Genomic DNA, 26034 nt, shown 5'->3' with positions numbered 1-26034 from the left:
CAAGCCGACGTGTGCCGGGGACGGCAGGCGTGCGCGGTCTCCGCGGCAGCCCCGGGAGGGGTGCGCGGCCGCCTCTTCCGGGGGACCATGGAATCCCGCCGGCAAGGGCGAGCGGGGACGGCGGACCGACCGGCCGGAACGGCAGGCGGAAGAGGCGCCCACCATGAGCGACACGGATCGGTACACGACCGGCCCGGAGCGGCTGGACGGGGTCGCGACGGGCCCGAGCGGGTTGCTGGACCTCCTGGGCGTGGCCGCGGTGCTCCTGGAGGGCGACGGCCGGGTGGACATGTGGAGCCCGCAGGCCGAGGAGCTGTTCGGCTACACCGCGGAGGAGGCGGTCGGCCAGTACGCCGCACGCCTGCTCGTCCACGACACCCACCGCAAGCTCGTCGTCCGGCTGTTCTCCGAGATCATGAGGACCGGCCAGAGCTGGGCGGGGTCCTTCCCGGTGCGCCGCAAGGACGGCACCCGGCTGCTGGTGGAGTTCCGCAACATGCGGCTGATGGACAGCCTCGGGGACTACTACATCCTCGGGCTCGCCACCGACCAGTCCACCCTGCGCGAGGTGGAGCAGGAGGTCGCACTGAGCACACGGCTGATCTCGCAGTCGCCGATCGGCATCGCGGTGCTGGACACCGCGCTGCGCTACCTCACCGTCAATCCCGCGCTCGCGCGGTCCCACGGCCTCTCGGTCCAGGACCACCTGGGGCGGCCGTTCCGCAGCGTCCTGCCCGGCGCGGAGTACCGGGCGGTGGAGACGGAGATGCGGCAGGTACTGACCTCCGGGAAGCCGATGGTCGACCGGTACATCGTCGCGCGTACCCCCTCCGCCCCGCGGAGCGAGCACGCCTGGGCGCTGTCCTTCTACCGGCTGGAGGATCACAGGGGCCACGTACTGGGCCTCGCCGAGGTCGTCGTCGACGTCACCGACCGGCACCGCGCGGCCGCGGAGGCCGACCGGGCCCGGCGCAGGCTGACGATGATCGCCGACGGCTCCGCCCGGATCGGCACCGCCCTGGAGGTGGAGCGCACGGTACGGGAGCTGGTCGAGGTGGTCGTGCCCGACCTGGCGGACCTGGCGGCGGTCGACATCCTCGACGGCGTCCTGGACCAGCGCGCCCCCGCCGCGTCCCTGGACCCGCCGGTGTTCCGCTCCCTCGCCGTCAGGGCCGCCTACCCGACGGACGCGGCCCGGGCCGCCCCCGCCCAGGGAGACGTGGTCACCTACCACGCCGAGCACCTCTCGGCGCTGTGCGTGCGCACGCTCCGCCCGCACCTGATCGCCCACGCCGGTCAGCACGACCTGGAGCGCATCACCCCCGATCCCGAGTCGGCACGGCTCCTCGCCGACGCCGGCGTGCACTCCTGCATGGCGATCCCGCTCATCGCCCGTGGCGAGGTCCTGGGTGTGCTGGGCATGAGCCGTGCCCGTACGCACGCGTCCTTCGACGAGGACGACCTCACCCTCGCGTGCGAGCTGGCCGCGCGTGCGGCCGTGTGCGTCGACAACGCCCGCTGGTACCAGCAGGTGCGCAACATCGCCGAGACCCTGCAGCGCAGCCTCCTCCCGGAGCCCCAGCCGTACCACCCCGGCCTGGAGGTCGCCGCCCGCTACCGGCCCGCGCAGGCCAGGAGCCAGGTCGGCGGCGACTGGTACGACGTCATCCCGCTCGACGACGACCGCACCGCACTCGTCGTCGGCGACGTCATGGGCAGCGGCATCGAAGCCGCCACCACCATGGGCCGGCTGCGCACCGCGACCTCGACGCTGGCCGAGCTCGACCTGGACCCCGCCAAGGTGCTGGGCCACCTCGACAAGATCACACACGGCCTCGACCCGTACATCGCGACCTGCGTGTACGCGCTGTACGACGCGCGCAGCTCCAAGTGCCATCTGGCGACCGCCGGCCACCTGCCGCCGGTCCTGGTGCGCGGCGACGGCTCCCCGGAGCTGCTCGACCTGCCCACGGGGACGCCGCTGGGCGTCGGCGGCGTCCCGTTCGAGAGCACCAGCGTGACGCTCGCGCCCGGCGACCGTCTGGTGCTGTACACCGACGGTCTCGTGGAGACCCGCGACGACCCGATCGACGAGCGCCTGGAACTGCTCCTGTCGCTGCTCGGCACGCCGGACGCCTCGGTGGAGGAGACCTGCGACCGGCTCCTGCGGGAGCTGCGGGGCGCCGACGACCACGACGACGTCGCCCTGCTGATCGCCCGCGCCGACCGCACCGCCGCCCGTGGGAACACCTGTGATCAGGTGCCGCCGGGCGGGTGGTGACCGCGCCCCCGGGTGGGCTCGGCACCGGCAGGGTGGAATGCATGGGGTTCGGCCCCGGCGCACGCCCGGGTCGTACTGCCGCACGGAAAGGCGTGAGGGAATGGGACACGGCGGAAACGTGATCGCTGAGCTGCTGGCCGACCACCGCGAGGTCGAGGAGATCTTCGATCGCATGCAGTCGATGTCGACCGGCGACCCGGCGCTGCGGGAGCTGGTGGACGAGGTGACCATCGAGCTGGTGCGGCACTCGGTGGCGGAGGAGCAGTACCTCTACCCGGCCGTCCGCGAGCACGTCGAGGGCGGTGACCGTATCGCGGACAAGGAGCTCGCGGACCACGCCAGGACCGAGGAACTGCTGAAGGAGCTGGAGCAGCTGCCACCGAACGACGGCCGGTTCCACCCCTTGCTGATGCGGCTGATGGACGAGGTGACCGCGCACGTCCAGGACGAGGAGGGCACGCTCTTCCCCGAGCTCAGCAGCGCCTGCTCGCCCGAGGCGCTCGACGACCTGGGCGACAAGGTGCGCCGCGCCAAGTCCCTCGCCCCTACCCGTCCCCACCCCGCCGCGCCGGACACCCCTCCCGCCAGCAAGATCCTCGCCCCGGGCGCGGGCCTCGTCGACCGTGCCCGCGACTTCGTGACCGGCCGCGGCCGGTCCTGAGCTCGGGGAGCGGCGGCGCAGGGTCCCTGTCCCCCCGGGACCCTGCGCCGGGTCCCCGCGGGACGGGACGTGATGCGGCTCATGTCGCGAAAGCGCCGTTTTGCGTACGCTGGGCGCGCCGCGCACCGGACGGGCGCGGCACCCACGCGCGCGGAGGACGGTTCGTTCGGCATGCACAGTGAGTTCTCGTCGGTCATCGCCGCCGCCACCCGGTGGCTGCTGTCCGCCTATCCGGCGACCGGTGGAGCGCTCAGCCGTGCCCTGGCCGAGGCGCAGGCCCGCCAGGCCGCCATGGTCGCCGCGGCCCTGCGCTACCCGACGGCCGTGGACGCCGCCCTGCTCGGGCTGCTCCCGCCCGGCGGCGCCGACCGGCTGGAGTGGGTCGCCGACGCCGGGGTCGCCGAAGAGGCCGGCGGGCACGCCGCAGACACCGGGGACGGCTGGCGGACCTGGGTGGACGAGGTCGTCGTGAGCTGGGCGGCCTGCCTGCTCTCCGACCCCGGTCTTGCCGCCTCCGCGGTGACGGCGCTAGCGGCCACCGAGCACGGCCCCTCCCTCGCGGGCGACGCCCTCCGGCTCACCGCCCCCCGCGCCCACGACCGCGCCGCGGCCACCCTCCTCCGGCACCCGGACCTGGTGGCCCCGATAGCGGGCCTGCACCGCGCGGAACTGGCGGCACTACTGGCTGCGGAGCCGCTCGACAGCTTCCCGGCGTAGCGACCGCTTTCGCGGCGCCTGACCCGTTCGCCAGCGCACCGGGAGCGGCAATCGCTGTATCCGGGCGCGGCACGGTGGTGAAGACCCGCGGGCGGCTCAGCCGCGCGCGAACTCCAGCAGGTCGGCGTTGAACCGTTCGGCGAACTCGGGCACCATCGCCAGCCCGTGCGGGGCGCCCTCGTACACCTTGTAGACCGCTCCCTTGACCAGCTTCGAACTCTTCGCGCCCGCGGCCACGATGGGCACGATCTGGTCGTCGTCACCGTGCACGATCAGCGTCGGGACGTCGATCTTCTTGAGGTCCTCGGTGGTGTCGGTCTCGGAGAACGCCTTGACGCAGTCGTAGGCACCCTTGATGCCCACCGACATGCTCCACAGCCAGAACTCGTCGCGGGTGCCCTGGCTGACGGTCGACCCGGCGCGGTTCGCGCCGTAGAACGGGCCACTGAGGTCCCGGTAGAACTGGGACCTGTCCTTGGCCACGCCCTCGCGGATCTCGTCGAAGACCTCGATCGGAAGGCCCTCGGGATTGGCCTCGGTCTTCAGCATCAGCGGGGGGATGGCGGCGAGCAGCACCGCCTTGGCGACCCGGCCCGTTCCGTGCCGCCCCATGTAGCGCGTGACCTCGCCACCGCCGGTCGAGTGCCCGACCAGGATGACGTCGCGCAGGTCGAGTTCCTCGATCACGGCGGCCAGGTCGTCGGCGTAGGTGTCGAGGTCGTTGCCCTCCCACGGCTGACCGGAACGCCCGCCGCCACGGCGGTCGTGGGCGACACCCCGGAAACCATTGTCCACCATCCACTTCATCTGCGGGTCCCAGGCGTCCGCGGTCAGCGGCCACCCGTGGGAGAAGACGACCGGCCGGCCCGTCCCCCAGTCCTTGAAGAAGATCCGGGTCCCGTCCTTCGCTGTTGCATACGGCATGATCCTGAGTCCTTCCGGGGGTCGGCCCATTGCTCAAACCGTAATCCGGAGGCGGTGTCCCGGCGCGTCGAGACGGGCCGGGAGAGGAGGGAGGGGCTCGGCCGCCCGGTGCGACGGAGGCGTCCAGCGGCGGGCCGGCTTCGCGGGCCACGGTGGTCAGGGTCTCGCCGGCCGGGGCCCGCTCGGCGCGGACGGCGCCGCGACCGCCGCCGGGCGGGACGCCCATCGCGCGCTGGAGGAGGCCACCGACCGCGCCGCCGGGCGGCCCTGGGAGGCGATGGGCCCCTAAGGCGTGTCGTCAAGTGCCCGCCGGCCCCGCGGCGCCTGGCACGGCACCTGGCTGCGTTGTCGAATCCTCCGAGTAGCCCACTACGAGGACGACTCTCCGCCTTGCGATGCACCGCACCAGACACCGCGGGGCCCGCCCTCCGGGCGGCCGGCGCTCATTCGACGACACGCTCTCTAGGCCGTGGAGCGCCTGGTCAGTCACGGTGTTGTCGGCGCCTGCGCGGGCCTGTGCGGGGCGTTGCCCTACCCGAACCCGATGGGGGTGTCCGAACCCCCGCGAGGGTCTCGGGCCGAGAGGAGCCCGGCGATGCAGGCGTCCCAGTCGATGCGGCTGCCCTCGGTGCCAAGCGGGACGAGTTCCGCAGTGGCGGCCAGGAACCGCGCGAGTGCACCCGTGGCGACCTGCAGGACGGCCGCGCCGCCGGGGCCGGCGAGGGTGATCAGGGTGTGGGCGTGGTCGCCGGGTTCGACGTGGACGTCGCCGTCCCCGGCCGAGGCCGCGAGCCCGGACAGCAGCAGCTCGCGGGAGAGCACCCAATCCGCCTCGCCGGTGCCGTCGCCGTGACTGAAGCGCATCCGCACGGCGTAGGGGTCGTCGGGACGGTACTGGCAGTCCGCCGACAGATCGAGGACCCGCCGGGTCCCGGTGATCAGCCGCAGGGACATTTGCTCCGTGAGTGCTCGCATGGACGCCCCCTCGTGGTCCCGGTTCGGCCGGGTTCGCAGGTCGTTGCCCTGCGCTTGCCCCGTGACGCGTGGTCCGGGCCGGGATGGCGGGGAAGATTTCGTGAAGGCTCGGCGCACCCGCCGCCGGGCGGCGTGAAGCCGAGGTGCCGGTGTGGCAGTGGTCCGCGACGGCGTTCTCCCAGTGCCTGGCCGCGGCCTCCGGCGGCGGTCCACATGGGGGCCGCGCCGCGGGCACGTCGTCGCCGGCGCCGTTGGACGCAGGCGTGCAGGCGGCGGCCGTCCCAGGTGAGGACGGGGTCGGCGGCGCTGCGCGCGTGGGTGTGGGACTCGTGGACGGTGGCGGGGGCGTCCGCGGTCCAGCCGAGGGCGGCGAGGTGGTCGGCGCGTCCAGCGCCCGTCCCCGAGCGGGCTCCTGAGCAGGGCAGGCGAGGAAAACGGCCGTTCGCCCGGGTACCGGGTCGCGAACGCCGGTCCGGAGCCATGCCGTCGACGGCCCGGGAAGTCCGCTGCGGCAGCGGTACCCCGGCGACGGCAGGCGTGCTCGGACGCGGCAGCCCCCGCATCGCGCAGTGGGCCTCAGGTGCCCGTGCGGCTCCCGGGCCGCTCGCACGGCCGCCCACCAGGCCGCGGCCCGGGCGGCGGCGCGGGCCTGCGGGTGGTCCGGTCAGACCTCCGCGGGTGCCTGCGCGTCCTTCAGACGCGCGGCGACCGTCGACAGGAACTCGTCGGACAGCTCGGGATCGGCGACCGCGCGCGAGATCAGCAAGGCGCCGACCAGGGCGCTGAGCGTGAGCATCGCGTCGGCCCGCGCCTCGTCGGGGTCCTCGCCCCGCGCGGTCTCGCCGATGAGCGCGAGGTAGTCGCCGACCTGCTTCTCGTACGCCTCCTTGAACGCCGCGTCGCCGCGACCGGCCGCGGCGCCGAGGGTCACCAATGCGCAGCCGGTACCGGGGGCGTCCCGGTGGCGGGCGCTGAGGTAGGCGTCGATCAGCCCCGAGCGGGGGGCCTCGGGGTCCTTGCGGGCGGCCTCGGCCATCTTGGCCTCGCCGTCGGCGAGGGCGAGCGCCGCCGCCTGACCCATCAGGTCGTCACGCGACGCGAAGTGCTTGTAGAACCCGCCGTGGGTGAGTCCGGCCTCGTTCATGAGGTCGGCGACGCCGGGGCGGGTCATGCCCTCCTCGCGGATCCGGCGGGCGGCGATCCGCAGGACCTTCTCGCGCGACTCGGCCTTCGCTGCCTGCGAGTGACCCATCGCCTGACCTCCCGGGTGTGCGTCGGGCCGCCCCGACCGAATGTGGATGACGGCCATCATACACCCTCCCCGGAGCCCCGCCCGGGGCTTTGACATGCGGGATGACACCCATCATCCTCGAGATGTGGATGACGGTAATCATCCACACACCGGCACGCGCCTCCACCGGAGCAGGCCCGCCGCCTCTCCCCCTCCCGCCCGCGAACCCTCCGCGAGGACCCATGACCACCGCAGCAACCCGCCCGGACGTCAAGCGGGGAACCCTCCCCGTGTTCGCCACGGCGACGGCGATCACGGTCGCCAACATCTACTTCACCCAGCCCCTCCTCGACCAGATCGCCCACGACTTCGGCATCTCCGCCTCCGCCGCCGGGCTCGTGGCCACGGCGGGGCAGATCGGCTACGCGCTGGGCATCGTGGCCGTCGTCCCGCTCGCGGACCGGGCACGGCTGCGCCGGCTGTCCAGGGTCCTGCTCGCGGTGACCGCCGTCGCGCTCCTGGCGGGCGCCGTTGCCCCGTCCGTCGCCCTGCTGGGCCTGGCGACCCTCGCGCTCTCGGCGAGCACCGTGCTGCCGCAGGTGATCATGCCGACGGTCGCGTCCATGGCCGCACCCGGCAGGGCCGGACGGGTCCTGGGGGCGGTCGGCACGGGGCTGACGATGGGCGCCCTGCTCTCCCGCACCGCCTCCGGACTCATCGCCCAGGCCGCGGGAACCTGGCGGGCGGGCTTCCTCGTCGCCGCGGCGGCCACGGCGGCACTGCTGCTGGTCCTTCCCCGGTACATGCCGGCCGGACGACCGGCGGGAGCCGCGACCTCGGGCGGCTACGGGCGATTGCTCGCCTCGCTCCCCCGGCTGCTGGTGGACCACGCCCCGTTGCGCCTGTCGGCCGCGCTGGGAGCGACGGCCTTCGCCTCCTTCTCCGCCTTCTGGTCCACGCTCGCCTTCCACCTCACCGCCCCGCCGATCGGGCTGGGCCCGGCCGTGGTCGGCCTCTTCGGCCTGTGCAGCGTGCCGGGCGCGCTGGCCGCCCGCTACTCGGGGCGGCTCACCGACCGGTGGGGGCCGCTGGCGGTCAACACCGTCGCGGTGGCCTCGGCCGTGGCCGCGTTCGTGCTCTTCGGGGTCGCGGGGCGGTCACTCGTCGCCCTCGCCGTGGGCTGCAACCTGCTCGGCTACGGGGTCACCAGCGGCCAGACAGCCAACCAGGCCCGCATCTTCACCGCGGGGCCGGGGATGCGGGGTCGGCTCAACACGGTGTACATGTTCGCGGTCTTCGGCGGTGGCGCCACCGGTTCGGCCGTCGCCGGAGTGCTCTTCTCATCCTTCGGCTGGCACGGCGTGGTGGCCAGCGGCCTGGGCTTCCTGCTCCTCGCGGCCCTGACGCTCGCCTGGCACGCCCCCCGGGCCCGCCGTGCGGGCACCCGGCGGGGCGACGGCAGCGGACCCACCCGGACGGACGCGGACACCGCCGCGACTCCCGCCGTACGCGGGTGACCGGAGCACGCGCGGAGCGCGGGCCGCACCGCCCGCGCTCCGCGACTCCATGAGGGAGCCGGCCGTCACCGGCCGTCGCCGCGGCGCTCCCAGGTCAGGACACCGGTGCGGAGCGCGCCCCAGAGCCGGACGGGGCCGGGCAGGCTCAGCCGGAGCATTCGGCCGTCCAGGTCGGCGATCCGCGTCTGGGCACCGCCCACCCAGTTGGGGAACAGGCTCAGTTCGACACGGTGCACGACCGTGTCCCCGGCCGGGACCTCGAAGGTGCCGGCGTAGGCGAGGTAGCCCGCGGCCGCCGCGGCCAGTTCCCCGGGCAGCCCTTCCTCGAGCCGCCCATGCCGGAAGTCCGGCCGCCCGGCCCGCATGATCTGGGCCGCCATGTGGCCGTCCCGGCCGTACGTGATCAGGCCCCGGGGCCGCGGCCCGAAGGGCTCGACGACCTCCCCGGTCCCGACGTCGGTGGCCTCGTAGGACACCAGCCGCCAGCCGCCGATCAGGGATTCGCGCAGTTCATCGGGAGACATCGCCGTACCTCGCTGTCGTGCGGGCACCCACTGGGCGCCGTCGATGGCCGCCGGCCCGCATCCCCCGCCCGCGCTGCGCTGCGCGCACCCACTCGGCGGCCCGGCGTCGTTCCTTGACTTTCAGGATGACGAGAGTAATCCTGAATGAGGATGATGCAAATAATCCACACTGGGAAAGGACGCATCATGACCGACACCTACGACCCCACGCGGACGGCGATCCTGCTGGTCGACCCCTACAACGACTTCCTGTCCGAGGGCGGCAAGGTCTGGCCCGCGCTGGAAGGCGTCGCCACCGAGGTCGGCCTGCTGGACAACCTCCGCGCCGTCGTCGGCGCGGGGCGCGCGGCGGGCCAGAAGGTCTTCTTCGTCCCTCACCGCCGCTGGCGGGAGGGCGACTACGAGGACTGGCAGCACCCCAACCCCACGCACCGCATCATCCAGGAGCGGCACACCTTCGCCCTCGGCACCTGGGGCGGCGAGTTCCACCCCGACTTCCGGCCCGCCGAGGGCGACGTGGTCGTCCAGGAGCACTGGTCCCAGAGCGGCTTCGCCAACACCGACCTGGACTTCCGGCTCAAGCAGCACGGGGTCACCCATGTGATCGTCATCGGGCTGCTCGCCAACACCTGCATCGAGTCCACCGGCCGCTACGCCATGGAACTCGGCTACCACGTGACGCTCGTCCGCGACGCCACCGCGGCCTACCGCCCCGAGATGATGCACGCCGCCCACGAGCTCAACGGCCCCACCTACGCCCACTCCATCACCACCACCGCCGACCTGCTGAAGACGCCGGAGAACGGAGACCACTGACATGCGACTGACCGGAGAGATGCTGATCGGCGCCTCGTCCGTCCCTGCGTCCGAGGGCACGATGAAGGCGCTCGACCCGGCGACCGGCGAACTGGTCGGACCGGAGTTCGCGCTCGGCGGGGCGGCCGAGGTCGACCGCGCCGCACGGCTGGCCGACGAGGCCTACGACACCTACAACCGCACCGGCCTCGTGGAGCGCTCCGCGTTCCTCGACTTGATCGCGGACCGGCTTGACGGGATCAAGGGCGAACTGGCCGAGCGGGCGGCCCTGGAGACGGGCCTCCCGGTCGCGCAGTTGGAAGCCGAGGCGGCCAAGTCCGCGGGGCAGTTCAGGCAGTTCGCCGAGGTCGTGCGGCAGGGCCGGTTCCGGCAGGCCGCCGTCGACACGGCCCAGCCGGGACGGCGGCCCAGGCCCCGTATGGACCACCGCCTGCAGAAGATCGCCATCGGACCGGTGGCCGTCTTCGGCGCCAGCAACTTCCCGATCTCCTACTCGGTCGCGGGCGGCGACACCGCCGCCGCGCTCGCGGCGGGCTGCCCGGTGATCCTCAAGGCCCACAACGCCCACCCCGGCGCCTCGGAACTGCAGGGGCGCGTCATCCAGGGCGCCGTCGCCGACTGCGGGCTGCACGAGGGCGTGTTCTCGATGCTCCGGGGGGCGGGCAACGCGATCGGCGAGGCCCTGGTGGAGCATCCACTGGTCAAGGCGGTCACCTTCACCGGTTCCGAGGCCGGCGGCATGGCCCTGTACCGGCGGGCGCAGCTGCGCCCCGATCCGATACCGGTCTTCGCCGAGATGACCAGCGTCAACCCGACCTTCGTCCTGCCGGCGGCGCTGGCGGCGCGCGGCGGCGAGATCGGCGACGGCTTCGCCGAGCGCATGCTCGTGAACGTCGGCCAGGCCTGTCTGAAGCCGGCCGTGCTGCTCGCCGTCGACGGCCCGGGGTACGCCGAGCTGCGCGAGGCGGCCGCGGCGCGGGTCGGTGCCATGGGCGCGCGGACGATGCTCACCCCCGGCATCCACGACGCCTACGGCCGCGGGGAACGGCGCCTGCGCGAGTCCGGGGCCGCGACCGTGGCGGCCGGGCCGGAGCCCAAGGGCGCCTACCAGGGCCGCGCGCAGCTCCTCGAGGTCGACGGCGACCGCTTCCTGGCCGAATCCGCGCTGGCCGAGGAGGTCTTCGGACCGGCCGCGCTGCTCGTCCGGCTGAGCAGCACGGAGCAGATGACGGAGGTGGCCCGCGGCTTCCGCGGCCAGCTGTCGGCGACGATGCACCTGGAGGAGGCGGACCACCCGCAGGCCGCGCGCCTGCTGCCGGTCCTGGAGCGCCGTACCGGCCGGATCGTGGTGAACGCCTTCGCCCACCCGCAGGAAGTCGGCCACGCCACGATCCACGGCGGCCCGTTCCCGGCCACGACCGACAGCCGCTTCACCTCGGTCGGCATGAGCGCGATCGACCGCTTCCTGCGGCCCGTCACCTACCAGGGCTTCCCCGACGCGCTGCTCCCCGAGGCGCTGGCCCCGGCCAACCCGCTGGGGCTGTGGCGGCTGGTCGACGGGCACCTCACCCGCGACTGACCCGCCGGGCGCGGCCCGGTCGCGGGAAGCGCGCGGGTTCCCCCCGGGTGCGGGCGGTCCACGGGTGGTCCTCGCCGAGATGGCGCACCCGGTCCTGGAGGACCTGGCGCAGCAGCCGGGCGGCGCGCGAGGCGGCGCGCGCCTCCCCCACGCACGTCGCGTACCACTGCGGGGGCAGCTGCCCGGGGGCCGCGCCTGCCTTGTCCAAGGCGGCCATGGCGTGGTGCAGGTCGCCGCGCTGGTAGGCGGTCGCGCCGATGTCCAGGGCGCCGCTTACGGCCGCCCGAACAGCGGGGTCAGCGCGGTCCGGGCCAGACCCGCGAACATCCTGACCAGGTAACCCGCCGCGCCCGTGACGTGTCCGCTTCCGGCACCCGTCGCGTACTCCCCCGTTCCCCCGGTCCGCCCTGCGTGGTGTGTTCCCGATGGCGCCAACGGCTACCCGCCGGGGGCGTGGTAGCGGGCGGAGGCCAGTGAGAAGTCGAGGAAGCCGCGGGCCCAGGCGTGGATGCCGTCCGCGTACTGGCTGACCGCCGCCAGTTGCGCCGGGGTGAGGTCGGTCGCGAGGGCGGTGGCGTACAGGTCGCGCGTCGCGGTGCGCAGGGCGGCGACTCGGCGGGCGTGCCACAGCCGTGTCTCGTCGATCGCTTCCTCCAGCGTCAGGCCGTGGTGGTGGCGCAGGACGAGGACCAGGTTGGTGGTCTCCCCCGAGAGCAGCTCCTTCTCCACCGAGAACAGGTCATTGGTCCAGCCGATGACGTCGGCGGCGGCCTCGCGCAGGGCGCGGCAGGCCGGTGAGAACCAGATCGCCGCGGGCAGCTCCGACTCCTGGGCGTACTCGATGAGGTCGAAGCACCAGCCGGTCGCACCGGAGACCCGCCGCCAGGAGACGTACGCCTCCGGGGTGGGCACCTCGTGGTCGGCGCGGATCCGGATCATGTCCTGGTTGGTGCGGATCCACGCGATCAGGTGGCGGCGGAAGCGGTCGCCCCAGGCGGCCCCCATGGCCCCGGTCACCCGCGGCATGATGTCGCCGAGCACGCGGACGGCCGGTGGCGCCGAGGCGGGAACCGCGCGCCCGCAGCCGCCGACGGCACCGGCCATGGCCTCCAGTTCCACGCCGGTACTCGGGGAGGGACCGGCGTCGCTGCCGTCGTCGACGGCGAACATCCACAGCGTGAGCCGGGCCAGTTCCGTCAGGCGGGCCGGCGCCGCCCAGGGCCACACGTGTGCCGCCATGGCCACCTGCCGCTCCCGGCCGGCCTGTCCCGAGGTCAGCGGGGACAACAGCCCGGCCCGCCGGGCCCAGGCCATGACATGCGGCTCCACCTCCCCCAGGCCGGGGTTGAGCCGCGACGGGCCCGGTACGAGGACGGGCCCCGCGGCCCGCCCCCGCGTGACCCCGCTGTGCGCGGCCCGTCCCCCCGGACCGTCGATACGGACGAACGCGGACGTCTTCCCCACCGAGATCCCCCCTTCCCGAGCCGTCGGCGGCCCGGCAAGGACTACGACTTCCAGCCATCCCCGTCCGGGTTCCTACCCAGCCTTCGACGACCGAACGCCAGGAACGCACGGTCGGTTGGCGTCAGGACGCCAACGCGGGCGGCAGGGCGCCGCGGGAACCCGGTCGGCCCACGACGCGTCATGATCCGTTGGGCACCGACCGCCCGCGCAGACCGCCCGTACCGAGCGCCCGCACCGTTCGCGTTCAGTTTCACGTTCTTCGAGGAGACAAGTGCACAGACACCGCCGCCCGTTCACCGCCGCCGTGGCCGTGGCCGCCGCGTGCCTGGCCGCCCTGCTGGGTGCCTGCGCGGGCCCGGATTCCGGGGCCGTGGCCGGATCCGGACCGTCGGCGGCCGCTACCGCCGGCGCTCCGGCCGCGAAAGCGGACCCACGCGTCATCGGGCTGCTGGACGACCACCGGCACGTGGCGCGCAGGACGGCCACCGGGCGGCGCCCGCACATGGTGCAGCGGTGCACCGACCGCACCCGGCGGGTGAAGCACAGCTCCTCGAGCGGTTCCGGAAAGCGCAGGTCGACCCGGACCTGGTACACCACCGAGCACTACAAGGACTGCCGGAAGGTCCGGCAGGGCACCGAGTCCTACACCCGCGTGGTCTCGGCGGAACGCTGGTGCGTCGAACTGGACGACGTCGGCGGCGACCGCACCCGGGACGACGTCTGGTTCACGGTGGACTCCGCCACGTACGACACGGCCGTCGACACCAAGGAGGGCACCCCCACGTCCTTCACCCCCCTGGCGACCGGCTGCTGACGACCCGCGGCGGGCGGCCCGGGCTTTCGATTCCCATGGCGTAATCCGGATGCGCGCCGCGCGGCACGTCTGCCATCCTCGCGCCCATGTCCACTTTCCAAGATCTCCTCGCCGAGGGAGAGGCCGTCCCGACCGAGGGCTGGGACTTCTCCTGGTTCACCGGTCGCGCCACCGAGCAGCGCCCGTCCTGGGGCTACGCCAGGCTCCTCGCGGAGCGGGCCGCGCGGTCCGAGGCCGTCCTCGACATCCAGACCGGCGGCGGGGAGGTCCTGGCGACCGTGCCCACCGCCCCGCCGGTGGTCGCGGCGACGGAGTCCTGGGCGCCCAACCTGGAGATCGCCCGCCGCAACCTGGCCCCCCTGGGCGCCACCGTCGTCGAGGCGGAGGACACGGCCGACCTCCCTTTCCCCGACGGCCACTTCGACCTGGTCGTCAGCCGGCATCCGGTGGTGACCCGCTGGGACGAGGTGCGACGGGTGCTGCGTCCCGGCGGCGCCTACCTGTCCCAGCAGGTCGGCGCGGGCTCGGTGCGGGAACTGACGGACTACCTGATGGGGCCGCAGCCGGTCGCCGCGCACGTGCCGCCGGACCCCTTCACGACCACGGCCGGCTCCAGCGCGATCGAGGCCACCGCCCGCGCGGAGGCGGCGGGCCTGCAGGTCGTGGACCTGCGGCAGGAGGCGCTGCGCATGGAATTCCACGACATCGCCTCGGTGGTCCACTTCCTCCGCAAGGTCATCTGGATCGTGCCCGGCTTCACGGTGGACGCCTACCGTGAGCGGCTCGCGGAGTTGCACGACTTCATGGAGCGGCACGGGTCCTTCGTCGCGTACTCGCAGCGTTATCTGATCGAAGCCCGCAGGGGCTGACATCCGGAAGAAGTACACCCGTGGTGCATGTGCCGAGGACCGGGCCGTTCGCGGCGTCCGACGTCGGTGCCGCGACCGGCCCCCTCGCCGCCCGCCACCGGTCCCGACGCCGCTGACGCGACGGCAGATGACGCAGAACCCGAACTTGTCGGCGTAGAGCCGTCCCAGCGCCTCGACGGCGGCCTTGCTGACCCGGTACGGGCCGTCGGGGGCACCGGTTCCCAACTCCCTCTCACGCGCACGCCCGTTCACTGGCACTCCGAGGCATTCCACGGGCCGAGGCGTCGTTACCTGACGCCACGTCACCCACTTCCCGCTGGCAGGCCGTTCCCGCACGGTTCGGCAAGGTCGGCACGCCGGGGGCGGATTGGCGCCGGTACACGGGTGACCGTTTATGCTCTGGTCCGTCATTGGGATTGTTGTGAACTCAACCACGTTTGGCCGTCGAGGGGACAGCGCGCCATGAACCGTCCGGGGATGTCGATCAATCAAGTGCGGATAGCCGTGGCTTTGCTCAGCCTCGCGCTCTTCGCACAGACGGCGTTCTGGCTGCTCTACGACATCGTTGTCCGCGGTCTGCCCGGTGCCTGGTCGCTGTGGACCACCGGGTGGGTGCCGGGCCTGTCGGCGACCTCCTCGCTCGACCTCGGCCTGGCGGCGCTTCAGCTATGCGCCGGCCTGGCGGCGCTGTTCCGCACGCGCGGCGCGGGCGGCCTGCTGGTGACCTCGTGCACCGTGACCCTCGGCTTCCGGCTCCCCGCGGTCTGGTACCTGCTGCTCGACTCGCCGTCCGACCCGTGGTTCGGCAACCTGAAGGGCGCCTCGCTGAACGCGGTGGGCGGCACCGCCGTCCTCGCGGCGGTGCTCTCCCTCGTCCTGGGCGGACTCCTCCTCCTCGCCCGGCACATGGAGTACGAGGCCGCCGCCGCGGACACGATGACGGGCGGCATCCGCCCGGTGAAGGTGACGGCCACCGCCTCAGGGGTGCTGCTCGCGGTGCTCAACGTCTTCTACATCGGCCGCAACGCGGTGACGGCCGTTCAGGTCGGGCCGGCCGTGCTCACCGACCTGATCGTCGGCAAGGGGAGCGGGCGGTCGATCCTCGCGGTGCCGTCGCCGTACCAGTGGGTGTGCCTGACCGTACTGTGCGGGGCCGGCATGCTGCTCGCGGCCCGGCGGCGGCCCACAGCCCCGGGCTTCTCCGTGGGTCTTTCGCTCTTCATGATGCCGTCGGCCTTCACCGAACTGTGGGGCTACGCGGTCGGCACGATGCCCGTGACCGCCGTGGACGCCTCGCAGAGCCTGCTGGAGTTCGTCGGCTCGGCGGCGGTGGTCGCCCTCATCGTCGGCGACGTCCGCCGCGACCGCCGTCCGGACGACGCCGACCTCGACGTGCTGGCGCCCGCCGTGCCGACGGGGATCGCGCCGGCCGCTGCGCCCGACCGGGACGACGCCGCCGACCAGGCCGGCGAGGCCACCGAGGCCGCGGAAGTCACCGTCCCCGCCCGGCGCGAGACCGACGCGGACCGCCCGGCGCCCGAAGGCGCCGACGTCTGACGCGGGGCGCCCCTGCCGGACCGGCACCGCGGCGAGGAACCTTCGCGCGGGGCCGGTACCGGTACCGGGAGTCACGGCATGCCCACCACCGTGCGGCCGACCGTTCCCGTGGACGTGCCCGTCATCCGCGACAAGCACGGGCACGTGCGCAAGTCGGCGGGGTTCCTCGACGACACCGCCGCCGACCGCTTCGCGTGGCGGCTGTTCCTTGTCGCGGGCGACCCGCCGACCCGTCCACCCACTTCGCGGGCTTCCCGAAGGACGACGTGAGCCCGATCTCGTGCCAGGACAACGTGGCCTTCGACCCGCACGGCAACCCGTGGATCTCCACGGACGGCGCGCCGGGCACCCTGGGCGCCCACGACGCCCTGTTCGGCGTCCCGGTCAAGGGTGCCGAGCGTGGTCAGGTGCGGCGGTTCCCGAGCGTGCCCGAGGGCGCCGAGACCTGCGGCCCGATCGTCCAGGACCAGCGGGTCCTGGACGCCGTGCAGCACCCCGGGCGGACCGACGGCTCCACGTACGAGAGCCCGTCCTCGCACCGGCCGGGGGGCGGCAGGCGGATCCCCCGTCCCTCCCTCGTCGTGGTGGTGTGGAGCAAGGGCGGCCGCGTCGTTCCGTGGGTCAGTGCACGGTGACGGGCAGCTCGTACAGGTCGTTCTGGGTGACCACGGGCTTGTTCCGCAGCTCAGTCGCCGGCACCGCCAGGTCGAGCTTCGGGAAGCGCTCGAAGAGGGCGGGCAGCGCCACCGAGGCCTCCAGCCGGGACAGCGCGGCGCCCGGGCACACGTGCGGGCCGTGGCCGAAGGCGATGTGCCGGATGGGGTGGTCGCGGGTGATGTCGAAGACGCCGGCGCTCGGGCCGTGCTGATTCTCGTCGCCGCCGATCGCCGCGTAGGAGACGATCAGCGCCTCGCCCTTGGCGATGACCTTGTCGCCGACGGGGACGTCCTCGGTGGCGAAGCGGATCAGCACGTGCGAGGTGGGCGTGGAGTGGCGCAGGGTCTCCTCCACCACCGACTCCCAGCTCGCCTTGCCCTCCCGCACCAGCGCGAGCTGGTCGGGGTGGGTGAGCAGGTTGACGACCGCGTTCACGATGAGGGAGATCGTGGTCTCGTGCCCCGCGGCGATCATCAGCTGCAGGGTGCTCTGGATCTCCTCGTCGGTGAGGTGGTCACCGTCCTCGGAGGCCGCGATCAGGGCGCTGGTGAGATCGTCGCCGGGCTCGGCGCGCCGGTCGGCGACGGTCTTGGCCATGAGCTCCGCGAGCTCGCCGAGGGTGGCGATGACCTCCTCGGGCGGGGTCTGGGTGGAGAAGAACTTCTCGAACAGCACCTTCAGCCGAGGCAGGTGTGCCTCGTCGATGCCCATCAGCTCCTGCACGACGTACATGGGCAGCGGGTAGGCGAAGGTGGCCTTGAGGTCCAGCGCCCCGCCCTCGCGTGCCGCCTCCTCGACGCCGTCCAGCAGACCGGCCGTCAACTGCTCGATCCGGGCCCGCATCTGCTCCACGCGGCGCGGGGTGAGCGCCTGGGCGACCAGGGAACGCAGTCGGCGGTGGTCGGCGCCGTCCACGGTCAGCATGGAGCGGCCCGGGTTGGCCAGGCCGATCAGGGCCCAGTCGGCGGGTATCTCACCGCGGTTGAAGGCGTCCCAGTGGGCGATGTCCTTCACCAGCCGCGGGTCGGTCAGCAGCGCGCGGGCCTCGGCGTGGTGCGTCACCGCCCACACCGGCACGCCGCCGGGCAGGACGACCGCGGCCAGCGGGCCTGCCTCGCGCAGCGCGGTGCTCTCGGCGACCAGGTCGCCCACCAGCGGGTCCAGCACGATCGGGGAGGCCGCCTCGTGGCCGGTGACCGGACACTTCATCAGAGTTCTCCTAGCACGGGGGTGGGTGTGAAACGCACGGGGAGCTTGGTCATGCCCCGCAGCCACGGGGACGGACGGCGCACCAGCCCGGCGGGGTCGACCGCCAGTTCGAGGTCGGGCAGCCGGTCCAGCAGCACCTCGATGCCGGTGCGGGCGATGGCCTCGGCGATCTCCTGCGCCGGGAACGGGCAGCGGTGCTCGCCGTGGCCGAAGGAGAACCAGGCGTTGTTGCCGTTGGTGGACGCCCCGGCCTCCAGATGCACCTGGGGGTCGGCGTTGGCCGCGGCGAAGCCGAGGATGAGCAGGTCGCCCGAGGCGATCTGGCGGCCGCCGAGCCGGGTGTCGCGGCTGGCCCACCGGCCGGCGATGTTCTGGGTGGGGGTGTCCTCCCACAGGACCTCGTTCATGGCCTGACCGACGCTGTTCCGGCCGCCGGTGAACGAGGCGGCGAAGCGGTCGTCGGTGAGCATCAGCCGCAGCGAGTTGCCGATCCAGTCCGCGGTGGGCTGGTGGCCGGCCACGGTCATCACCATCAGGTCCTGCACGATCTCCTCGTCGGAGAAGTCGTACCGGTCGGCGAGCATGCGCGAGACCACGTCCGCGCCCGGCTGTTCCTTCTTCGCCTCGAGCAGCTCGGTCATCGCGGAGTAGACGTGCGTCTGGCCGGCGATGGCGTCCGGGCCCCCGTCGACCAGGTCCTTGACCGCCTTCACCAGGAGCGGGCCCTGCTCCTCGGGGAAGCCGTACAGCCGGGCCAGCACGCGGACCGGGAGCAGCATCGCGAACTCTTCGAGGAGGTCGGCCCTGCCGCTGCCGCAGAAGGTGTCGACCAGTTCGTCGGAGTAGCGCTCGGCGTACCGGCGCAGTTCGACCGCGTCGGTGTCCTCCATGGCGTTGCCCATCATCGCGGCGCGCTGCCGGTGCCGCTCGCCCACGGTGTAGAGGATCGACGGCTGTTTGCGCCCGATCATGGGCAGCAGCGGCCAGTCGTCGGGGATGCGGTCCCACTGGTTCCACAGGTCCGAGTCGCGGCTGAAAAGCACCGGGTCGCCGGTGACGTGCAGCAGTTCCCGGTAGCCCAGGACGAGCCAGGCCGGGATGTCGCCGTCGAGTGTCACGGGAGCCAGGGCGCCGTGGTCGCGGCGCAACTCCCGGTACAGAGCGGCGGGTTCGACGTGGAAACGCGGACCGCTGAACGGCACCGCCCCGGCGAAGGGGCAACTGCCGGCGGCCCCGGGGGGCGGCTGACTGGTCACGGGGCGGTCCTCTCCCGGGCCCGCGGGCGGGCGGCGGACAGGGTCTGCAGGTGCTGGACGAGGGTGATCAGGACGTCCTTGGACGACTGCCGGGACCGCGCGTCGCAGTCCACCAGCGGCACCCCGTCCGCCAGCGACAGCGCGTCGCGGACCTGTTCCTCGGTGTGCTTCGGCCCTCCGAAGTCGTTGCGGGCCACCACGAACGGGGTGCCGTGGTGCTCCAGCCGGTCGATGGCGTACCAGGAGTCGTCCAGGCGGCGGGTGTCGACCAGCACCACCGCTCCGAGCGTGCCGGAGAACAGCCGGTCCCACAGGAACCAGAACCGCTCCTGCCCGGGCGCGCCGAACAGGTAGAGCACGGTGCGCGCGTTGATGCTGATCCGGCCGAAGTCGAAGGCCACGGTGGTCGAGGTCTTCGTCGCCACACCGGCGAGGTCGTCGACCCCGGCACCGGCCTGCGTCATGGTCTCCTCGGTGTTCAGCGGACGGATCTCGCTGACCGAGCGGACCATGGTCGTCTTCCCGACGCCGAAACCACCGGTGATGACGATCTTCAGCCCGTTGTCGGCGCTCGCGTCGAGCGGCGCCCGCGGCCCCGGCGGGCCGGGAAGGAGGCCGGGGTCAGAGGTTGCGTAGTCCAACGAGCACCTGCTCCAGGATCTCGGGGTCCGGAAGTTGAGCCGCCGTCCGGGCGGTACGGGGGTGCCGGACGCTGATCCGGCCGGTGTCCAGCAGGTCGCACAGGAGCACCTGGGTGATGCCGACCGGCAGCCCCAGGTCGGCGGCGAGCTCCACGACTGCGGTGGGCCGACGGCAGATCCGCAGGATCGCCGCGTGCTCGGACTGCATCCCCGGTGCCGGCTCGCACTCGGCGACCACCAGGGTCACCAGGTCGAACGCGTCGGACTCGGGCCGGCTGCGGCCCGACGTGAGGGTGTACAGCCGGTCCGGATCCTCCTCCCGGCCCGGGCGGGGTGTCATGCGCTGTCGCCGTCCTCACCGGTCAGCTCGCGCGGGGGCGCGCTCAGGTGCTCGCCGAGCTGTTCGACCAGCTCGTTCATGTTGTGGCCGATCAGACCGACCTCGGCGTCTTCGGAGGCGACGACCGCGAGGTGGGCGCCGTCACCTGCCTCGACGATGAACAGGATCCCGCCGTAGAACTCGGCCATGGCCTGCCGCACGCCGCCGCTGCCGTCGCCGAACTCCATGGACGCGCCCTGGGACAGGCTCTGGATGCCGGCGGAGATCGCGGCGAGCTGGTCCGCCTGGTCCACCGAAAGCTCCGGGGTGCGGCACAGCTTGAGCCCGTCCCGGGACAGGACCAGGGCGTGGCGGGCGCCCGGGGTACGCTCCAGCAAGTTCTCCAGCAGCCAGTTGAGCCGCTCGTCCGTACTGGTGTGGCCGGTGGCCGGTGCGGTCATCGCGCGTCGCTTTCTGGGGATGGGTCCGTCGCGTTCTGCTCGTCGCGGTCCGCGCGGGGCGCGGACGCGGAGGACTCGTGGTCAGGGGTGGGGGCAGGTGCGGGTTCGGCGGGCGTGGTGCCCTGCACCGCGCTGCGGAAGGTGCTGAAGCGCGCGGCGCGCTCGGCCGCCGTTCCGTGGCCGGCGGAGCCGGTACCCGCACGTGCGGCGCGCCGGTCGTGGCCGGCGGAGTGCAGCGTCTGGCCGCGTCGGCGCTTGGGCAGGCCGCTCTCGCCCAGTTCCGGTGCCGTGAGCGGGAGTTCCTCGTCCCGGCCGGACGTCTCGGCGGCGGCGGGGGCGGACGGCTCGGCGGCGGCCGGGGCCTGCGGGGGCAGGACGGGCTCGGCGGCGGGACCGGCGTCCAGGCCGGGGCGCGGGACGGTGAGCAGTTCCTGCGGGATCATCATCACCGCGCCGGTGCCGCCTCGGGCCGAGGGCCGGAAGGACACCGTCAGGCCGTGCTTGCGGGCCAGCCGCCCGACGACCGTCAGGCCGAGCCTGGTCCCGGACAGACCGGTCAGGTCCCCGGACCCGGCGGCGACGGCGCTCTGCGCCCTGCGCAGCGCCACCTCGCCCATGACCAGGCCGCTGTCCTCGACCGTGATGACCGTGCCCGCGGGCACCTCCTCCACGTACACGTGGACCTCGGCCGTGGGCGGGGAGAAGTTGGCGGCGTTGTCCATGAGTTCGGCCAGCGCGTGCATCACTCCCTCGGCGGCGTGGCCGACGACGGCGACCTCGCTGGTGGAGTGGAGCCGCACCCGCTGGTAGCCGGCGATGCGCCCCATCGCGCCGCGCAGGATCGACTCCATCCGGATCGGCTTGGCCCACCGGCGGCCGGAACGGGCCCCGGTCAGCACGGCGATGCTGTCGGCGAGGCGGCCGGCCTGGGCGGTGCGGTGGTCCAGGTGCAGCAGGTCGTGCAGAACGGCCGGGTCGGAGTGGCGGTGCTCCATCTGCCGCAGGTCGGCGAGCATGCCGGTGGCCAGCGCCTGCATGCGCCCGGCGGCGTTGGCGCCGACGGCCATCGCCGCGGCGCGGCGCGACTCGCTCGTGCCCACCCGGTCGGCGACCAGGGCCAGCATGCGGCGCTGCGGGCCGGTCAGCGGCTCCCGCACCCCGGCGAGCACCCGGTCCACCGTCTCCCCGGCGGTGATCCGCCGGACGGCGGCGGGGAGCAACTCGTCGGCGAATCGTTCCGCCTCCGCCCGCAGGGCGTCGAGCTGAGCGGCCAGCCGCCGGGCCCTCCAGCGTTCCTGCGCCGCCAGGGCCACGGCGCAGGCCAGCGCCAGGATCCCGGCGGCCGCGCCGATCACGGCGGGGGCGCGCAGCGACCCGGGGGCGGCGACCACCAGCCACCCTGCCACCGGCACGGTGACCACCAGGGGAACCGCCATGGCCCGCGCCAGGTACGCGAACGGAGCACGCTGCTCACGCCGCCGTGCCGGGATGCGCAAGCGCCCGGTCCGCGGGCGCGGGAGCGCGGTCTGCGCTGTCATCGATCTGGACCTCGGGGCCGTACGGACGGATGGGACAGGCTCAGGGGAATCCGGCAAAAACGGGCACCGCCACGGGCACGAATCGTGCACGGGCTCCGTGTTCGCGGGGAACTCGCGGTCACTATATGCGAGTTGCCGACAGCGTTGATCAACGAGCCCGATGACATTTGTTGGCTCGTGAGGATATGCGAGGTGGCCGCGACACCCGGCCGCCCGAGCGCGGGGGAACCGTCGCCTCCGCTCCGCCAAGGCGCGGCCGGCGCCGCGGCGCCGGCCGGCACGTCTTCGCGGTGCCACTGACCACGTCTTTTGCCGTGCCGTCCGGGCCCGGGGCGCGGCGGCCGGGGAGGGCGCGCGGGGCGTCCCGCGCCGTGGGGGGCGGGTCCGGTCCGGCGGGCGGCCCCGAACATCGGCGGCGTGTCCACTCTGCGACATGTCCCAACCGCGCCACGGCGCCCGGCACGTCAGCCCCGGGCGGACGCTCCTCGGGCACCGGCGACGCCGCTCCGCGCGGCCTCCGCGCCCGCCTCCGCCTCCCCCTCGTCCGCGTTCACGCGGACCAACCTCGCGGCCACACCGACGACCAGCGCCAGCACGAGCGCGGCGGCGCCGATCAGGAACAGCACGCGGTGGTCCTGGCCGGTCCGGGCGAAGACATAGGAGTAGAGGTAGGCGGAGAGGGCGAGTGACAGCGCTCCGGCGACGGTCGCCCCGCCCCAGGCAGCCGACTGCGCCTCGGGGCGCCGCGGTACGAGTTCGTGGACGCGCCCGAGGACGACGGGCACGACACCGGGCGGGAAGGAGCCGATGACGACGCTCAGCACCGCGATCTCGGGCAGGCCGTGCGCCGCGGCGAGCGCGGCGAGCGCCCCCGCCTGCACCAGGGTGATCAGCAGCAGGGTCCTGGCGAAGCCGAGGCGGTCGCCGAGCAGCCCGTAGAGCGTGGGGCCGACGAGGGCGCCGAGTCCGTAGAGGATCCAGACCATGGAGCCGCCCCCGGCATGGAGCGACCTCCATGCAGGACCTGGCGATTGCCACCGGCGTGCAGCGCGGCTCGCTCTACAACGCGTACCGCGACAAGGAGACGCTGTTCCTGCGCGTCTTCGAGGACTACGCGGACGCCTTCGTCGCCGAGGCGGCCGCCACGCTGGACCCGCCCGACGTCCGGCGGGCGCTGGAGGACTTCTTCGACTTCACCATCGTCTCCATGACCCGCGGCACCCCCACCCGCGGCTGCCTGTCGACCAAGACCACCACCGACACCCAGGCGGACGCCGAGCCCATCCGGGCCGCGGTCCGAGGCATGCTGGACCAGCTCGAGGGCGTCATCGCCGAACGGCTCTCCCGCGAGGACGCGGCCGGCCTGCTCACCGTCCCGCCCACCGAGGCCGCGCGGGTCCTGGTCACCATGACTCGCGGCACCGTCGTCATCGAGCGCGTCTACCAGGACGCGGACCGGCTCCGGGCCACCGCGAGGTCCCTGATCGCGATGGTGCTCGGCGCGCACCGGCAGACCGCCGCCTGATCAAAGGGCCCAGTAGGGTGCCCGGATGACCGCCACAGAGGGGAACGAGACCGGCTGGACGGCCACCCGCGCCTGGGTGCACCGCCAGCTCCGCGACGGGGAGCGCATGGAGTCGGCGGAGCGCCTGGCCGGCGGCTGGACCTCGCGGATGCGCCGCCTGCGGGTCACGGGCCCGGAAGGCGGACGCCAGTTGGTGCTGCGCTCCTTCGTGCGGCCCTTCTACCGGCGGCACGCGGAAGGCCTGCTCAGCCGTGAGGCGCGGATCCTGACGCTGCTCGGCCCGACCGCCGTCCCCGCCGCCGAACTCCACGCCGTCGACGCGACGGCGGAGCACTGCGACCACCCCTCACTGCTCATGTCCCTCCTCCCGGGCGGCGTACGCCTGGACGACGCGGAGGCCGGGGCGCGGGCCTGGCTCCTGGCCCGCCAACTCGTCCGTATCCACGGGCTGGACGTCGGAGAGCAGGACCGGCCCCGCGCGTACCAGGCCTGGACGGCGCCCGAGCGTGTGCGCCCGCCCGAGGCCACCGGCCGGCCGGACCTGTGGGCCCGCGCGGTGGACGTCATACGCCGTGACCCGCCCGACCACGAAGGCCGGTTCCTGCACCGCGACTTCCACCCCGGCAACGTGCTGTTCACCGGGCACGGCGGCCACCTGCGCATCACCGGCGTCGTGGACTGGGTCGAGACCTCCTGGGGACCGGCCGACCTCGACGTGGCCCACTGCGCCACGGCACTGGCGCTGCTGCACGGACCCGGGGCCGGGATGCGCTTCGCCGACCTCTACACCGCGGCGGGCGGCCACCTGTCCGATTCCCCCGGCGCGCATCTCTACTGGCGGCTCCTGGACGCCCTCGCCTTCGCACCGGACGCCGAGAAGGTAGCCGTCCCCTGGCGCGAACTCGGCCGCACCGACCTCACCCCGGCGACGCTCGCGACCCGCCTGGAGACCTACGTCGCGGCGCTGCTCGCCCGCTACGGCGAGGCCTGACCGAACCGACCGGCGTTCGGCGCCGGATGCCGTTCCCCTCTGCGCAACTGCGTACGCGTGGACAGGTCCTCCGGTTCCACGCCCAGTCGATTCGGGACCACCGGGGACGGGACGGCGAAGCGGGAACTCCTGATCGTTCAGGTTACGGGCGCGTGCCGCGCCTGTCGTAGCGACAGCACGAAGGAGCAGGCATGACCACTGGGGAGGACGGCCGGACGGATGTCCGCGGCACCGGCGAGGGCGCCCCGGAACCGCCCGCCCGCCGCAAGCGGCCCCGGAAGGCCGCTGGACGGCGTACCTGGTGGCAGGAACTGCCGATTCTCGTCGTCGTGGCGCTGGTGATGGCCCTGGGGATCAAGACCTTCCTCGTCCAGGCCTTCTCGATCCCCTCGGGTTCGATGCAGAACACCCTGCAGGTGGGCGACCGGGTCCTGGTCGACAAGCTCACGCCGTGGTTCGGGGCGACACCGCGGCGCGGCGAGGTGGTCGTCTTCCGTGACCCCGGCGGCTGGCTGGACGACCAGCCCCGGCTGAGCGGCGGGAACGTGATCACGAAGGCGTTCGCGTTCGTCGGGCTGGCGCCCTCCTCCGACGAGCGTGACCTCATCAAGCGCGTCATCGCGGTCGGCGGCGACACGGTGGAGTGCGAGCGCGGCGAGCCGGTCACGGTGAACGGGAAGCCGCTGGACGAGCCCTACATCTACCCTGGCGCCACGCCGTGTGACGACATCCCGGTCGGGACGGTCACCGTCCCCGAGGACCACCTGTGGGTGATGGGCGACCATCGCGACGCCTCCTGGGACTCGCGCGCCCACGTCAACGAACCGGGCGGCGGGTTCGTGCCCTTGGACGACGTGGTCGGCCGCGCCTTCGTCGTCGCCTGGCCGGTGCCCCGGTGGTCCACGCTGCCGGTGCCCGCGACCTTCGACCGGTCGTGACCCGCGGCGGCCCGGCCCCGCACGGCAAGGGCCGCCTTGTTCGACCCCTCGCGGCGCGTCACCGACGGTGGGGAGGTGCCGCGATGCGGGACCGCTTCCCGCCAGGCGAGGACGAGAGAAGGCGATACGGCCATGAGCGCTGATCGCGCCGGCAACGGGACGGCGACCGGTTCCCTCCAGGTGGTCCGGAAGTCGGCACAGATCCTGGACCGCTTCCCCGCGACCACCCCCGCCTCCAGGCGTCCGCGACGCAGAGGCCCGGATGTGGCGGCGCAAGACGGCCAGGCCCCTGGCGTCCCCGCGTCGACCGGGTTGCCTTGACGATGCCCCTTGCGGGTCGCACAGTGGATACCGCATTGCGGCAATGGCTTCCACGATGCGGCAAAGTGAGGACGGTGGAGCCATGATCCAGACGAGTCCGCGCACCGCCGGGCGGCCGGACGCAGCCGGTGCGGGCTCCGCTCACGCGCCCTTGGCACCCGGCGGTGACGCATGCCCCGTCATGTACCGGCGGCTGCCGGTGTTACGCCCGCCCCGCACGGCCCCTCGACGGCGGCCGTGTCCCGGGAC

At 73.5% G+C, this 26034-nt stretch carries 28 protein-coding genes; 15 read left to right on the top strand and 13 right to left on the bottom strand.

Annotation, left to right across the window (positions count from 1 at the left end; all coding sequences use genetic code 11):
• The first annotated feature begins 163 nt into the window (after positions 1 to 163).
• The 3 genes from AC3EUJ_RS13325 (at position 164) to AC3EUJ_RS13315 (ending at position 3659) form a co-directional block, all read left to right on the top strand.
• Positions 164 to 2281: a SpoIIE family protein phosphatase gene (locus AC3EUJ_RS13325; protein ID WP_431961348.1), complete on the top strand. Its 2118-nt coding sequence runs from the start codon at positions 164 to 166 to the stop codon at positions 2279 to 2281.
• Positions 2282 to 2381: 100 nt separating this feature from the next.
• A complete protein-coding gene (locus AC3EUJ_RS13320) occupies positions 2382 to 2942 on the top strand; it encodes a hemerythrin domain-containing protein (protein ID WP_431961346.1) in 561 nt (186 codons plus the stop codon).
• A 171-nt stretch (positions 2943 to 3113) separates the two neighbouring features.
• Positions 3114 to 3659 carry a hypothetical protein gene (locus AC3EUJ_RS13315; RefSeq protein ID WP_431961345.1) on the top strand — a complete coding sequence of 182 codons (546 nt, stop codon included), beginning with the start codon at positions 3114 to 3116 and terminating at the stop codon, positions 3657 to 3659.
• Positions 3660 to 3755: 96 nt separating this feature from the next.
• Here AC3EUJ_RS13315 and AC3EUJ_RS13310 read toward each other — a convergent pair whose 3' ends face one another.
• A complete protein-coding gene (locus AC3EUJ_RS13310) occupies positions 3756 to 4583 on the bottom strand; it encodes an alpha/beta fold hydrolase (RefSeq protein ID WP_431961344.1) in 828 nt (275 codons plus the stop codon).
• On the opposite strand from AC3EUJ_RS13310, the gene AC3EUJ_RS13305 reads away from it, so the two are divergent.
• On the top strand, positions 4582 to 4872 hold the full coding sequence (locus tag AC3EUJ_RS13305) for a helix-turn-helix domain-containing protein (RefSeq protein ID WP_431961343.1): 291 nt from the start codon (positions 4582 to 4584) through the stop codon (positions 4870 to 4872). The genes AC3EUJ_RS13310 and AC3EUJ_RS13305 overlap by 2 nt on opposite strands.
• A gap of 242 nt (positions 4873 to 5114) precedes the next feature.
• Here AC3EUJ_RS13305 and AC3EUJ_RS13300 read toward each other — a convergent pair whose 3' ends face one another.
• Both AC3EUJ_RS13300 and AC3EUJ_RS13295 read right to left on the bottom strand, forming a co-directional pair.
• A complete protein-coding gene (locus AC3EUJ_RS13300) occupies positions 5115 to 5558 on the bottom strand; it encodes an SsgA family sporulation/cell division regulator (protein ID WP_431961342.1) in 444 nt (147 codons plus the stop codon).
• Between the two features lie 664 nt (positions 5559 to 6222).
• On the bottom strand, positions 6223 to 6810 hold the full coding sequence (locus AC3EUJ_RS13295; protein ID WP_431961341.1) for a TetR/AcrR family transcriptional regulator: 588 nt from the start codon (positions 6808 to 6810) through the stop codon (positions 6223 to 6225).
• A 221-nt stretch (positions 6811 to 7031) separates the two neighbouring features.
• On the opposite strand from AC3EUJ_RS13295, the gene AC3EUJ_RS13290 reads away from it, so the two are divergent.
• Complete coding sequence (locus tag AC3EUJ_RS13290) at positions 7032 to 8306, top strand: MFS transporter (protein ID WP_431961340.1); 1275 nt, start codon at positions 7032 to 7034, stop codon at positions 8304 to 8306.
• Positions 8307 to 8371: 65 nt separating this feature from the next.
• Here AC3EUJ_RS13290 and AC3EUJ_RS13285 read toward each other — a convergent pair whose 3' ends face one another.
• Positions 8372 to 8830, bottom strand: a complete 459-nt coding sequence (locus AC3EUJ_RS13285) for a lipocalin-like domain-containing protein (protein ID WP_431961339.1) — start codon at positions 8828 to 8830, stop codon at positions 8372 to 8374.
• 186 nt (positions 8831 to 9016) lie between these two features.
• On the opposite strand from AC3EUJ_RS13285, the gene AC3EUJ_RS13280 reads away from it, so the two are divergent.
• Positions 9017 to 9646 carry a cysteine hydrolase family protein gene (locus AC3EUJ_RS13280; RefSeq protein ID WP_431961338.1) on the top strand — a complete coding sequence of 210 codons (630 nt, stop codon included), beginning with the start codon at positions 9017 to 9019 and terminating at the stop codon, positions 9644 to 9646.
• Position 9647: 1 nt separating this feature from the next.
• Entirely contained in the window at positions 9648 to 11225 is a 1578-nt protein-coding gene (locus AC3EUJ_RS13275; protein ID WP_431961337.1) for an aldehyde dehydrogenase (NADP(+)), read from the top strand.
• On the opposite strand, the gene AC3EUJ_RS13270 is transcribed toward AC3EUJ_RS13275, so the two are convergent.
• Both AC3EUJ_RS13270 and AC3EUJ_RS13265 read right to left on the bottom strand, forming a co-directional pair.
• Positions 11212 to 11433 carry a hypothetical protein gene (locus tag AC3EUJ_RS13270; protein ID WP_431961335.1) on the bottom strand — a complete coding sequence of 74 codons (222 nt, stop codon included), beginning with the start codon at positions 11431 to 11433 and terminating at the stop codon, positions 11212 to 11214. The two genes, AC3EUJ_RS13275 and AC3EUJ_RS13270, sit on opposite strands and share 14 nt — an antisense overlap.
• 230 nt (positions 11434 to 11663) lie before the next feature.
• Positions 11664 to 12689 carry a terpene synthase family protein gene (locus AC3EUJ_RS13265; RefSeq protein ID WP_431961333.1) on the bottom strand — a complete coding sequence of 342 codons (1026 nt, stop codon included), beginning with the start codon at positions 12687 to 12689 and terminating at the stop codon, positions 11664 to 11666.
• 271 nt (positions 12690 to 12960) lie between these two features.
• Here AC3EUJ_RS13265 and AC3EUJ_RS13260 point away from each other — a divergent pair, with 271 nt between their 5' ends.
• From AC3EUJ_RS13260 to AC3EUJ_RS13240, 5 genes are all read left to right on the top strand, one after another.
• The gene (locus AC3EUJ_RS13260) at positions 12961 to 13503 is read left to right on the top strand and encodes a hypothetical protein (RefSeq protein WP_431961331.1); all 543 of its coding nucleotides are present in this window, start codon (positions 12961 to 12963) and stop codon (positions 13501 to 13503) included.
• Between the two features lie 86 nt (positions 13504 to 13589).
• On the top strand, positions 13590 to 14372 hold the full coding sequence (locus tag AC3EUJ_RS13255; RefSeq protein WP_431961330.1) for a class I SAM-dependent methyltransferase: 783 nt from the start codon (positions 13590 to 13592) through the stop codon (positions 14370 to 14372).
• Positions 14373 to 14849: 477 nt separating this feature from the next.
• Positions 14850 to 15929: a hypothetical protein gene (locus tag AC3EUJ_RS13250; RefSeq protein WP_431961329.1), complete on the top strand. Its 1080-nt coding sequence runs from the start codon at positions 14850 to 14852 to the stop codon at positions 15927 to 15929.
• Between the two features lie 78 nt (positions 15930 to 16007).
• Positions 16008 to 16199 carry a hypothetical protein gene (locus AC3EUJ_RS13245; RefSeq protein ID WP_431961411.1) on the top strand — a complete coding sequence of 64 codons (192 nt, stop codon included), beginning with the start codon at positions 16008 to 16010 and terminating at the stop codon, positions 16197 to 16199.
• Positions 16124 to 16564 (top strand): alkaline phosphatase PhoX, encoded by a 441-nt coding sequence (locus AC3EUJ_RS13240; protein ID WP_431961328.1) that lies wholly within the window; start codon positions 16124 to 16126, stop codon positions 16562 to 16564. The genes AC3EUJ_RS13245 and AC3EUJ_RS13240 overlap by 76 nt, the downstream gene beginning before the upstream one ends.
• Here AC3EUJ_RS13240 and AC3EUJ_RS13235 read toward each other — a convergent pair.
• The 7 genes from AC3EUJ_RS13235 to AC3EUJ_RS13205 all read right to left on the bottom strand — a co-directional run bounded on the left by AC3EUJ_RS13235 (position 16551) and on the right by AC3EUJ_RS13205 (position 22996).
• Complete coding sequence (locus AC3EUJ_RS13235) at positions 16551 to 17795, bottom strand: cytochrome P450 family protein (protein ID WP_431961327.1); 1245 nt, start codon at positions 17793 to 17795, stop codon at positions 16551 to 16553. The genes AC3EUJ_RS13240 and AC3EUJ_RS13235 overlap by 14 nt on opposite strands.
• Positions 17795 to 19051: a cytochrome P450 gene (locus tag AC3EUJ_RS13230; RefSeq protein WP_431961326.1), complete on the bottom strand. Its 1257-nt coding sequence runs from the start codon at positions 19049 to 19051 to the stop codon at positions 17795 to 17797. The genes AC3EUJ_RS13235 and AC3EUJ_RS13230 overlap by 1 nt, the downstream gene beginning before the upstream one ends.
• Positions 19048 to 19692 carry a GTP-binding protein gene (locus tag AC3EUJ_RS13225; protein ID WP_431961325.1) on the bottom strand — a complete coding sequence of 215 codons (645 nt, stop codon included), beginning with the start codon at positions 19690 to 19692 and terminating at the stop codon, positions 19048 to 19050. Before AC3EUJ_RS13225 ends, AC3EUJ_RS13230 begins: the two co-directional genes overlap by 4 nt.
• Positions 19673 to 20032, bottom strand: a complete 360-nt coding sequence (locus AC3EUJ_RS13220; protein ID WP_431961323.1) for a DUF742 domain-containing protein — start codon at positions 20030 to 20032, stop codon at positions 19673 to 19675. The genes AC3EUJ_RS13225 and AC3EUJ_RS13220 overlap by 20 nt, the downstream gene beginning before the upstream one ends.
• Positions 20029 to 20472, bottom strand: a complete 444-nt coding sequence (locus AC3EUJ_RS13215) for a roadblock/LC7 domain-containing protein (RefSeq protein ID WP_431961322.1) — start codon at positions 20470 to 20472, stop codon at positions 20029 to 20031. The genes AC3EUJ_RS13220 and AC3EUJ_RS13215 overlap by 4 nt, the downstream gene beginning before the upstream one ends.
• A complete protein-coding gene (locus AC3EUJ_RS13210) occupies positions 20469 to 22010 on the bottom strand; it encodes a sensor histidine kinase (RefSeq protein WP_431961321.1) in 1542 nt (513 codons plus the stop codon). The genes AC3EUJ_RS13215 and AC3EUJ_RS13210 overlap by 4 nt, the downstream gene beginning before the upstream one ends.
• A gap of 464 nt (positions 22011 to 22474) precedes the next feature.
• On the bottom strand, positions 22475 to 22996 hold the full coding sequence (locus AC3EUJ_RS13205; protein ID WP_431961320.1) for a YbfB/YjiJ family MFS transporter: 522 nt from the start codon (positions 22994 to 22996) through the stop codon (positions 22475 to 22477).
• Between the two features lie 29 nt (positions 22997 to 23025).
• Here AC3EUJ_RS13205 and AC3EUJ_RS13200 point away from each other — a divergent pair, with 29 nt between their 5' ends.
• The 3 genes from AC3EUJ_RS13200 (at position 23026) to lepB (ending at position 25464) form a co-directional block, all read left to right on the top strand.
• Complete coding sequence (locus AC3EUJ_RS13200) at positions 23026 to 23535, top strand: TetR/AcrR family transcriptional regulator (protein ID WP_431961319.1); 510 nt, start codon at positions 23026 to 23028, stop codon at positions 23533 to 23535.
• A gap of 25 nt (positions 23536 to 23560) precedes the next feature.
• Complete coding sequence (locus AC3EUJ_RS13195) at positions 23561 to 24526, top strand: phosphotransferase family protein (RefSeq protein WP_431961318.1); 966 nt, start codon at positions 23561 to 23563, stop codon at positions 24524 to 24526.
• A gap of 191 nt (positions 24527 to 24717) precedes the next feature.
• On the top strand, positions 24718 to 25464 hold the full coding sequence (gene lepB / locus AC3EUJ_RS13190) for a signal peptidase I (RefSeq protein ID WP_431961317.1): 747 nt from the start codon (positions 24718 to 24720) through the stop codon (positions 25462 to 25464).
• Positions 25465 to 26034 lie beyond the last annotated feature (570 nt).

The sequence above is a fragment of the Actinacidiphila sp. bgisy160 genome (assembly GCF_057707815.1).
This window is presented reverse-complemented; position numbering and strand designations above follow the sequence as displayed.

Coding starts and splice junctions, on each gene's coding strand:
- AC3EUJ_RS13325 (WP_431961348.1), top strand. CDS start 164: ATGAGCGACACGGATCGGTACACGACCGGCCCGGAGCGGCTGGACGGG.
- AC3EUJ_RS13320 (WP_431961346.1), top strand. CDS start 2,382: ATGGGACACGGCGGAAACGTGATCGCTGAGCTGCTGGCCGACCACCGC.
- AC3EUJ_RS13315 (WP_431961345.1), top strand. CDS start 3,114: ATGCACAGTGAGTTCTCGTCGGTCATCGCCGCCGCCACCCGGTGGCTG.
- AC3EUJ_RS13305 (WP_431961343.1), top strand. CDS start 4,582: ATGATCCTGAGTCCTTCCGGGGGTCGGCCCATTGCTCAAACCGTAATC.
- AC3EUJ_RS13310 (WP_431961344.1), bottom strand. CDS start 4,583: ATGCCGTATGCAACAGCGAAGGACGGGACCCGGATCTTCTTCAAGGAC.
- AC3EUJ_RS13300 (WP_431961342.1), bottom strand. CDS start 5,558: ATGCGAGCACTCACGGAGCAAATGTCCCTGCGGCTGATCACCGGGACC.
- AC3EUJ_RS13295 (WP_431961341.1), bottom strand. CDS start 6,810: ATGGGTCACTCGCAGGCAGCGAAGGCCGAGTCGCGCGAGAAGGTCCTG.
- AC3EUJ_RS13290 (WP_431961340.1), top strand. CDS start 7,032: ATGACCACCGCAGCAACCCGCCCGGACGTCAAGCGGGGAACCCTCCCC.
- AC3EUJ_RS13285 (WP_431961339.1), bottom strand. CDS start 8,830: ATGTCTCCCGATGAACTGCGCGAATCCCTGATCGGCGGCTGGCGGCTG.
- AC3EUJ_RS13280 (WP_431961338.1), top strand. CDS start 9,017: ATGACCGACACCTACGACCCCACGCGGACGGCGATCCTGCTGGTCGAC.
- AC3EUJ_RS13275 (WP_431961337.1), top strand. CDS start 9,648: ATGCGACTGACCGGAGAGATGCTGATCGGCGCCTCGTCCGTCCCTGCG.
- AC3EUJ_RS13255 (WP_431961330.1), top strand. CDS start 13,590: ATGTCCACTTTCCAAGATCTCCTCGCCGAGGGAGAGGCCGTCCCGACC.
- AC3EUJ_RS13250 (WP_431961329.1), top strand. CDS start 14,850: ATGTCGATCAATCAAGTGCGGATAGCCGTGGCTTTGCTCAGCCTCGCG.
- AC3EUJ_RS13245 (WP_431961411.1), top strand. CDS start 16,008: ATGCCCACCACCGTGCGGCCGACCGTTCCCGTGGACGTGCCCGTCATC.
- AC3EUJ_RS13235 (WP_431961327.1), bottom strand. CDS start 17,795: ATGAAGTGTCCGGTCACCGGCCACGAGGCGGCCTCCCCGATCGTGCTG.
- AC3EUJ_RS13220 (WP_431961323.1), bottom strand. CDS start 20,032: ATGACACCCCGCCCGGGCCGGGAGGAGGATCCGGACCGGCTGTACACC.
- AC3EUJ_RS13215 (WP_431961322.1), bottom strand. CDS start 20,472: ATGACCGCACCGGCCACCGGCCACACCAGTACGGACGAGCGGCTCAAC.
- AC3EUJ_RS13210 (WP_431961321.1), bottom strand. CDS start 22,010: ATGACAGCGCAGACCGCGCTCCCGCGCCCGCGGACCGGGCGCTTGCGC.
- AC3EUJ_RS13205 (WP_431961320.1), bottom strand. CDS start 22,996: ATGGTCTGGATCCTCTACGGACTCGGCGCCCTCGTCGGCCCCACGCTC.
- AC3EUJ_RS13200 (WP_431961319.1), top strand. CDS start 23,026: ATGCAGGACCTGGCGATTGCCACCGGCGTGCAGCGCGGCTCGCTCTAC.
- AC3EUJ_RS13195 (WP_431961318.1), top strand. CDS start 23,561: ATGACCGCCACAGAGGGGAACGAGACCGGCTGGACGGCCACCCGCGCC.
- lepB (WP_431961317.1), top strand. CDS start 24,718: ATGACCACTGGGGAGGACGGCCGGACGGATGTCCGCGGCACCGGCGAG.